General features: G+C 36.8%; 6 protein-coding genes and 1 pseudogene. 2 read left to right on the top strand and 5 right to left on the bottom strand.

Features of this window, described 5'->3' with window-relative positions:
- On the top strand, positions 1–588 hold a 588-nt coding region (locus D889_RS15775), incomplete at its 5' end, for an IS1634 family transposase (protein WP_018962448.1).
- 394 nt (positions 589–982) lie between these two features.
- On the opposite strand, the gene D889_RS0114370 is transcribed toward D889_RS15775, so the two are convergent.
- From D889_RS0114370 to D889_RS0114380, 3 genes are read right to left on the bottom strand one after another with little or no spacing between them, the layout of a single operon-like run.
- Positions 983–2,164, bottom strand: a complete 1,182-nt coding sequence (locus D889_RS0114370; protein WP_010632166.1) for an ABC transporter permease — start codon at positions 2,162–2,164, stop codon at positions 983–985.
- Positions 2,161–2,844, bottom strand: coding sequence for an ABC transporter ATP-binding protein (locus D889_RS0114375; protein WP_010632167.1), 684 nt, complete (start codon positions 2,842–2,844; stop codon positions 2,161–2,163). Before D889_RS0114375 ends, D889_RS0114370 begins: the two co-directional genes overlap by 4 nt.
- Complete coding sequence (locus D889_RS0114380; protein ID WP_010632168.1) at positions 2,845–3,912, bottom strand: efflux RND transporter periplasmic adaptor subunit; 1,068 nt, start codon at positions 3,910–3,912, stop codon at positions 2,845–2,847. It abuts the gene before it with no gap.
- A 212-nt stretch (positions 3,913–4,124) separates the two neighbouring features.
- Here D889_RS0114380 and D889_RS15870 point away from each other — a divergent pair.
- A pseudogene (locus D889_RS15870) lies at positions 4,125–4,633 on the top strand (transposase); the annotation flags it as partial.
- Between the two features lie 709 nt (positions 4,634–5,342).
- Here the strand turns inward: D889_RS15870 and D889_RS0114400 are convergent.
- Entirely contained in the window at positions 5,343–5,960 is a 618-nt protein-coding gene (locus D889_RS0114400) for an ATP-binding cassette domain-containing protein (RefSeq protein WP_010632171.1), read from the bottom strand.
- A 1,784-nt stretch (positions 5,961–7,744) separates the two neighbouring features.
- Entirely contained in the window at positions 7,745–8,041 is a 297-nt protein-coding gene (locus D889_RS0114415; protein ID WP_010632937.1) for a circular bacteriocin, circularin A/uberolysin family, read from the bottom strand.
- Positions 8,042–8,410: the final 369 nt, after the last annotated feature.

Raw genomic sequence — 8,410 nt, forward strand, 5'->3', positions numbered from 1 at the left:
CTTTACTACAATGTCGATCAGGCGGCCGAAGATCAGAAAAAATTTGATCGCAAGCTGATGCGCCATCATCACGAATTGGAAACCGGTCAACGCCTACCCGAACACGAAGCGTTTTATAAAAAATATTTCACGGTTAAATCAACGCCAAAACGGGGGGTACAGGTGACCGTGAATCATCAAGCGGTCGAGAGGGCCAAACGCTATTACGGGTATTTCTCACTGCTCTCCAATGAAAAAATGGGCGCGATCAAAGCCCTCGAAATCTATCGAGGAAAAGACCCCATTGAAAAGTGTTTTGGGGACATCAAAGAGCGGATGAATTTGCGTCGCATGCTGGTTTCATCGGAAGTCACTTTAGATGGAAAGCTTTTTGTGAGTTTTGTAGGCTTGATCCTGCTTGCCTATATCAAGACAAAAATGCAGGCACAGAGGCTTTTCAAAGACTATACCCTCCAATCCTTACTCGATAAATTGGACGTCATCGAGTCCTTTGAATCCCCGGGTCATGCGCTGAGAGTTGGTGAGATCTTGAATGCCCAGAAGGCTATTTATGCAGCTCTGGATATTCCGTTACCTAGTGATGTGTAACGGGAATCCAGGTTCTCACTTTCCCATAATCAGATAACCCTTTTTACACAATTATAAGGACTTAACTGTTCTTCCTAGGATAAAAATATAGCACTCTAACAATTACTATTAAGATCAAAACGACAATGCTTATCGTAGTTTCTATTGGAGAGTTTTCAACAAATAAATTGATAGCCAACAACACTATACAGAACCATTGAAAATAATTTGCTATTTTATCCAATTATTTCCCTTTCTTTTTCTGCACTGTTTATCTTACCTATTGGATCACGTGCTGAAGATGGTGCAAAAACCTCCTTAAGAGATACTTGACAGAATAATAACGAGAATTAAAAAAGATCACTTTTTTACTTTGTCTTCTTAACGTAACGAGGAACCTCCCCAAATAAAGGTGTTATTTCAAAATATCTATTAAGTTCTTCTTGGCCGCTTGTCTTGCCGGAAATATCCCGAATACAATGCCTACAATTGCAGAAACACTAAATGCCAGTATGAAGCTTTCCAAACCGACAACAGCTCTGAAAGGTAAGAAAAGTGAAATCAACCACGCCAAGCCACATCCGATTCCAAATCCAAGCACACCGCCCATCCCAGTCAGCAATACTGCCTCCAGAAGAAACTGTAATAAGATGCTCTTTGGTGACGCGCCAATCGCTAAGCGAATGCCAATTTCCTGGGTACGCTCCGAGACAGAGATATACATCATATTCATGACGCCGATGCCGGCAATAAATAATGAGATGCCAGCAATAGCGCTAATGAAGTAGGTCAATCCGTTGATAACCGAACCTACCCCCTTCAAAATTGCCCCCATATCCATATGCTCATAGCTGCCCTGCAGATGATGACTGCCTTGTTTGTTGAGCAGACTGACGATCTTTTTCGTTTGTTTACTCACATTCTCTCCGCGATTAAAGGTCAGCTTCAACTTGTTTCCTGCTTCACCATTATTGCTGCGTTCATAGACAGTCTTGGAAATGGCAATATCATCAAGTTCCATGTCCTCTTTAAAAATGCCAATCACCTGATAACTGATTCCGTTGACGGTCACGGACGTATCTAAAGCCTGATTAACCGACGAATAAAAAGAAGTCGCTAATTTTTTAGAGATTAAAGCAACAGGATCGGCCAGCATAATATTATTTTTAGAGATGTTATACCCCGACAGAATTTCTAAATCAGAGGAGGGATATTTAAGCAGCTTCACCGTCACGTTCTGATCAGCACCGTTGATCGACGCTTCGGATTCAGCGCTCCCATCATTATCACTGACGATATCGGCTTTTACCAGTCCAAAACTGGCTTGAGAAGCATTGATCAGCGCCAAATCCGATGCCTCAAAACCAGACGCCGTTGAATTCAGATCATCGGCATAATAGTCAACGACAGTGGACTGTTTACCTGAACTGGAGGCTTGGAGATTTTTCAGTGTTGCTTTTTCCACGCCCTTGCCCAAAGAAATAATCGTAATCACCGAAGCAATACCGATGACAATGCCCAGCACAGTCAAAATGCTACGTCGACGATTCGTCAGAAGTGAACGTAAGGCAGTAAAAAACTGTTCGGTCATCTTCATTGATCGACGCTCCGATCACTCTCAATCCGACCATCCAGGATGCGAATGATTCGCTGACTCAGGCGAGCGACTTGAAAATCGTGCGTCACCATAATGATGGTGGATCGCGATTTATGATTGAGGTCAATGAACAGTTTCAGGATCTCCTGCGATGTGTGGCTGTCAAGAGCCCCTGTCGGCTCATCGGCCAGCAAAAAACTAGGTCGTGTAATTAAGGCACGGGCAATAGCAACACGTTGCTGCTGGCCACCAGAGAGTTGCATCGGTAATTTTGCACCAACTCCCTGCAAATTCACACTGGACAAGACATCGTTCACCTGATCGGCAATATTTTTGCGCCGATGACCGGCATAGAGAAGCGGCAGACCAACATTTTCAGCAACGGATAAATTGGCTATCAGTTTAAAATTCTGAAACACAAAGCCCACGTTTTGGTTTCGCAACCTTGCATAATCACTCAGCGACTGATCAATCATTGACTCCCCTTTAAATCGATATTGTCCCATAAACTGATGATCAAGAAAACCGATGATATTGATCAGCGTTGATTTACCCGATCCCGACGGTCCCATAATTGCCACAAACTCGCCTTGCTGAATCTGCAACGAGACATCCTTCAGCACATGAATCTTTTCGTCACCCTGTTGATAAAACTTATTAAGTCGCTCTAACCGAATCAATCAATTCACCTTCGCTCCGTCTTTGAGTCTTTTATCAGGATTAGCGACAATGTGCTGACCGGGTTGTAAGCCGCTTCTGAGAAAATAAAAACCATTTTGTTTTTCTACCTTTACAGCATGGCGCTTGGCCTTGCCATGAATGACCAAATAAACTATTGTTTGACCCTTCTCGTTAAGAATTGTCTGACTTGGGAGTTTGATCTGCTTTTGTGGAATGACGATCTGCACACTCTGTCCCACCATAAAACGGTGATCCACAGGAACTGTAAAGTCATATATAGAAAAGTTTTTCTTACTCATAGCTTTGGCGGGAATCTTGGCAAGGAATTTTACCGTTGTCGTCTGTTTTTTGCCATTTGCCAACGCTTTGACCGTTGCTTCAGCGCCAGAATGTAATTTATCGTAATCATATTCAGAAACACTTGACTGTGCCTCCATTTCGGACGAACTCAGACTGTACTGCGCCTGGCCGGTTTCATCGTCATTTGTAATGCTGATCACACCGGAAAATGGTGCCTTTAACTCTTCTTCTTGCTGATTGTACAATTGATTTAATTGATCGCGCTGATTTTGTAGGTCTGCTTCTGTATCCTGATAAGTATTCTGATCCCTGGCCAGTTCAAGACTCAAATTGTCCTTACTTTCATTCTTGTTCATTGCAGCCAGCTTCGTTTTCGAATTAGCAATAGTTTGTTTTTGAACAACCAAATCACGCTGTGTCTTTAACAGTTCCTGTTTAGCCGTAGTAATTTTGCTGGCGATCTCCTTATTGTTTGTAGTCAATAGGACCTCGTCCTTTTTCACTTCGTCGCCATTTTGCACAAATATTTTTTGCACTGTTCCGGCCGGTTTTTGCAGCGTTTGCGTTCGTTTCGCGGCCACTTTTCCTGACTCAACAAGCGCAGGCGCATATTTGACGACATATTGTTGATAGGGGCGCTCGTCCTTGGCTGGCACTCTCGCATGCAGTCGAAAAACGATCGCCACGCACAGCGCTACAACTAATACGAAAGTGATGATTAGAGCAATAATTAGATTTTTCTTTCCGCTTACAGTCTCCTTTTCCATGATGAAAACCCTCGTTTATAAGTATGTTTTTGCTTGCCCATTGATAGATTAACTTTCTTTGGAACGAAAAAGTGCGATGATATAGCTGACAATCCAAGCAATTGATGCGACGACTGAAGCGATATTGAAAAGTATTCCCTTTTGATCTGTAGCCAAGTCCGCACGTCCAAGTGGACTATTTTTTGGCAAAAGGGGGCCGCTGACGTGGCCACCTTCAGAATTTGGCCATTACCCATCCCAACCATGTCTGGGGTATTGACATTACTTACATTCGGTTAAGACACGGTTGTTGGCCGCCATTATCGACTGGTACTCACGTTACGTCATCAGCTGGTCCTTGGAGCAGACGCTGGAGATTGGGCTCATCACGCAAACCGTTAGCGATGCACTCACGCAGGCAAGACTGGAGATCATGAACAGTGATCAGGGCAGTCATTTCACGAGTCCGCACGATCTGGATCTTCTCAAGGAGCAATCCGTTAAAATTAGTATGGACGGGAAGAACCGTTCTCTGGATAATATTATTACCGAGTGATTGTGGCGTTCGGTTAAGTACGAGGAAGTCTATCTCAAAGACTACGCAAGTCCAAGAGATGCTCGCAGAGGCATTGACAACTATCTGAATCTTTATAACTATGAACGGCCACACCAGTCGCTCGATTATCAAACACTAGCTTCTGTTTATCATCACAGGGTTAGGTGCGTCCCTCCCCATCCTTGAGAAAGTGTCTATTTTCTTTGAGAACCTGTTAAGGAGTATCGGCTTAGCCCTCCCTGCGGTCGCCCTGGACAGAACCCCAAAGAAAACAGGTCTCAAGGTTAGGATGGGGAAGGCCATCAAATACCCACCTTAAATTTTTCAAATATGTGTCTTGACAATGGGGTCCACTTTACAACATCATTGTCAAATAAATACAAAGCAAGTTCTCTATCTAATATTTACATAAATTAGGTAAAAAACGTTTGATAAGTATAAAATCCCTTTCCCAGTAAATAATAAAACGGTGTTTTTGATGTTCTTGGTTGATGAGTAGTATAGTAATAAAAATATAATTAAGTCAAAAAACGGTGAGATTAAAGAAATTGCTTTGAAGTTTAGCGAGATATACTCATTTAAGAATAAGACGGCAACATTTGTGATTGTCATCGACAAGACTAAACTTCTAAATAAATCTTTATCTGTATCTACTGACTTATCACCAAATAGGAGAAAAAATTTTAATATTATAAAGATAAAAAGCAATATTAATATTGATCCAAAAACAACAAAAATTATTACTCCTAGATTAAACTTTAAATCAGATAAATCCAATAGAGCTTGTATTCGTTTCAACTGTGATTGAGTAGCCTTAATTCTGACTGAATATTGGTAAAACAATAGTACATAGGAAACAACATAGGGGATCAAAAAAAATAAGGATAATAAACTATTACTTATTGATTTCCTCACAGAGCTTATCTCCTTTAATTGATAAAACTTTATAATTGAATTTACATCCATTTTCTATATCATTATGTGAGACAATGATAGCGCAAGAACCATTGTTAACACATTTATTAAGAAGATCCAAAAGTATATCTCGACTCTCCTTGTCTACCCCAGATAACGTTTCATCTAAAACAATTAAGTCCCAATGGTCTATCGCTGCCAACAACGTACACCCTATTTTTAAATTCATTCCCAAGGAAGCTTGCTCAGAAAATGTTTCCAATTGTTCTGATGAATATAAGCTATTTATAACTGATTCCATTGATTTATTAATACGTAAACTATGAATACTAAATAGTAATGAAATATTCTCGCTAATAGTCAAATAATTGTGATTAAGTGGTTCGTTAGTTAGGTAGAGAAAATTTTTATTGTTATTAATTATTTTCCCTTTTGAAAACTTTTCAATATCACAGATACACCTTAATAATGTACTTTTACCACTTCCATTTTTTCCTTTTAAAAAATATACTGATTCTACAAATTTATAACTAATACCAGAAAATATCTCATTTCCTTTATATGATTTATTGCAGTTTATTAATTCAATAGGTGTCATTAATTCAACGCTCCTTCTATTAGCCCTGCTATCAATATATTAATAATACATAATAAATAAAGCTTAATATTTTTCTTTATGGAGAAAAAAACATTTTTTAGATTAAAACTTTTAAATAGAATAATCATATTGACCCATGAAAGATACATGTATAGCAACATATTTGGAAATTCTATAAATGCATGTTTGTACAGTAATAAAAAAGTAGGAACTAACCCTCGAAGATGTATACTTACCCATAATTGATAGATAGTTATAGTTAAATCAATAAAAATTAATAATGGAGACAGTGGGAACAAAAAGAAATACTGAAAAAAATTAATGGTATTATTTTTTATAATCTCTAAACTATACAATATGCTTGGGTTTCGACTATGTATAATATCTCCTCTTTGTAAGTTATGATTGAAATATGATAATCCAAAAAAATCAAATAAAAAATATAGAATTATTGCAAGTACGATAATGCTTAAAGAAAATTTTAAATAAGATTTTATGTTAACTTTAACAATTTCCATACTAAAAACACCTTATATCTTTATATATTAAACATAGATTCTTTAATTACGATAATCGCAATTAAACTTGTAATTGTGAGATATTCAAATAAAATAGTGTTTCCTTTTTCCCTTCTAACAGATACCTTTTTATCCAATTTTTGATAAACTAGTCCTAGAATAAACATAATAATTATTGAGAATATATTATTTAAGATGCCTCTAACCGTGAAATCCAAGACAACTATTTCAGTAAAGAATAATATTATTATATAAATTAATAATTTGTGAAATTGCTTTGATAAAAAAAATATTTGAAGAGAATCTAATGGACTTAAATAATTAAAAATATAGAAGGCAGTCGTTTTATTTATTTTAATGAATGCTTTATCGGCATCGATCTCTAAGTCAAGCAAATAAAGAATCATAATTAGTGTTGAATAGTCGTTATAAATATTAATCTTTCTAGAAATAATAGCATATGCTACTACTATCAAACCACTAATAATACTGTCCTGTGCTGGGTTTCTTAAAGCATAACATTTAAACAATTCTATATATTTATTTTTTGAATTATGCAAAGAAGATTGACTGAAATGTCGTTTCTTGACAACAGTGAACGTTATAGACCCTTTTCTAGGATAGGTATAAAAAGTACAAAGGCATAAAAAGATAATAAAAATCCATTCCAACCAAAATATAAAATTTATAAAAGATACAAATATGCATAAAATAATTATGCTATAAATGGAAAAGGTCAATTTTTTCTTTTTAATAATCCTACAAAAAATTAAATTTATTTGTAAAAGAACTGAGAGGAGAATATAGCTTAACGTATCTGGATGTGCTAAGTTAAAAACCAAAGAAAATATATTAAAAAAACAAAACATAGGTAAAAATGGATTATATCGAAAGTGCACATATAAATAGTATTTCATTAGGACTTTTGGGTCATAAATATAATTCATAGTAAGTGTTGATCTGATTACAGAACTAATCAAAGGTGAGTTGTACTGCATGAGGAAAAAATTTATTGCAAAAAATATTAAAAAGCTATTTATTATCGTTGTGGCAAATAATAAAAGTATAAATGCTAAAAAATAAAGAATCAAAATGAATGGAAGATATAATGAGGATTGTTTTTCAATCTTCAATTCTCTTATTAATTGTTTAATAATTGTTTTTACTATCATAATTTTCTCCATCTCTCATATGTATAAAACTCATGCCAGACTTTTTAAATGTTCGTTGGTAGAAACATTTAAAAATCTGACATGGGTCTTATTTTTACCAAGCTGCGGCATACTTCTTGCCAAATTTCTTGATTAAAGCTTTTGCAGTAAACAAAATACCGATACCAATTCCTCCTCCACCGGCAATTGCTGCAATAAGCCCAATAATGGCATAAATACTTGATGCAGCAGAAATTAGATCAATTGCTTTTTTTGCTGCATAAGTACTTATACCCAAAGTACTCGCCAGATAAGGCGTGCTAAAAGCATAAAATAGAGTAAATGCTAACCCGAGGACAGCCGCCATCACAATGAAGATTTTAAGTAATAAACTATTTTTTGCCAGGGTCATTTTTATCACCTCTTTTCATTCTTTATATTTAAAATGTTAAACTCATTAAACTAAAAAGTCCGTCGAATGCTGCCGATAGAAACAAAAAATTTGTTAAAGATATAGTAACCCTGAATTATTCATAGAGCACTGTTTCCCTGTCATTTAGGCGGTAAAGCATAATAAAACAAGTGCATTTTTGTCCAAAACGGATCTGATGATCACCTGTTCTGTTTTAATACGGGTTCCTCATTGCTTTTATACGATAAGGTCACTTTCCAGACGCCATTTGGGCAGACGGATCCCTGTTCTCCGAGAATGCATTAAATTTGATCCGATTCCTACCTGGATGAAGTTACTCCGGTGCCGGCAATCGGTGGATCTGAAGCA

It is taken from the genome of Sporolactobacillus vineae DSM 21990 = SL153, assembly GCF_000377985.1.
GTDB lineage: Bacteria > Bacillota > Bacilli > Bacillales > Sporolactobacillaceae > Sporolactobacillus > Sporolactobacillus vineae.

Bases quoted from the DNA above. Each gene is read 5' to 3' on its own strand.
- D889_RS0114370 (WP_010632166.1), bottom strand. From the start codon at position 2,164: ATGAAGATGACCGAACAGTTTTTTACTGCCTTACGTTCACTTCTGACG.
- D889_RS0114380 (WP_010632168.1), bottom strand. From the start codon at position 3,912: ATGGAAAAGGAGACTGTAAGCGGAAAGAAAAATCTAATTATTGCTCTA.
- D889_RS0114400 (WP_010632171.1), bottom strand. From the start codon at position 5,960: ATGACACCTATTGAATTAATAAACTGCAATAAATCATATAAAGGAAAT.
- D889_RS0114415 (WP_010632937.1), bottom strand. From the start codon at position 8,041: ATGACCCTGGCAAAAAATAGTTTATTACTTAAAATCTTCATTGTGATG.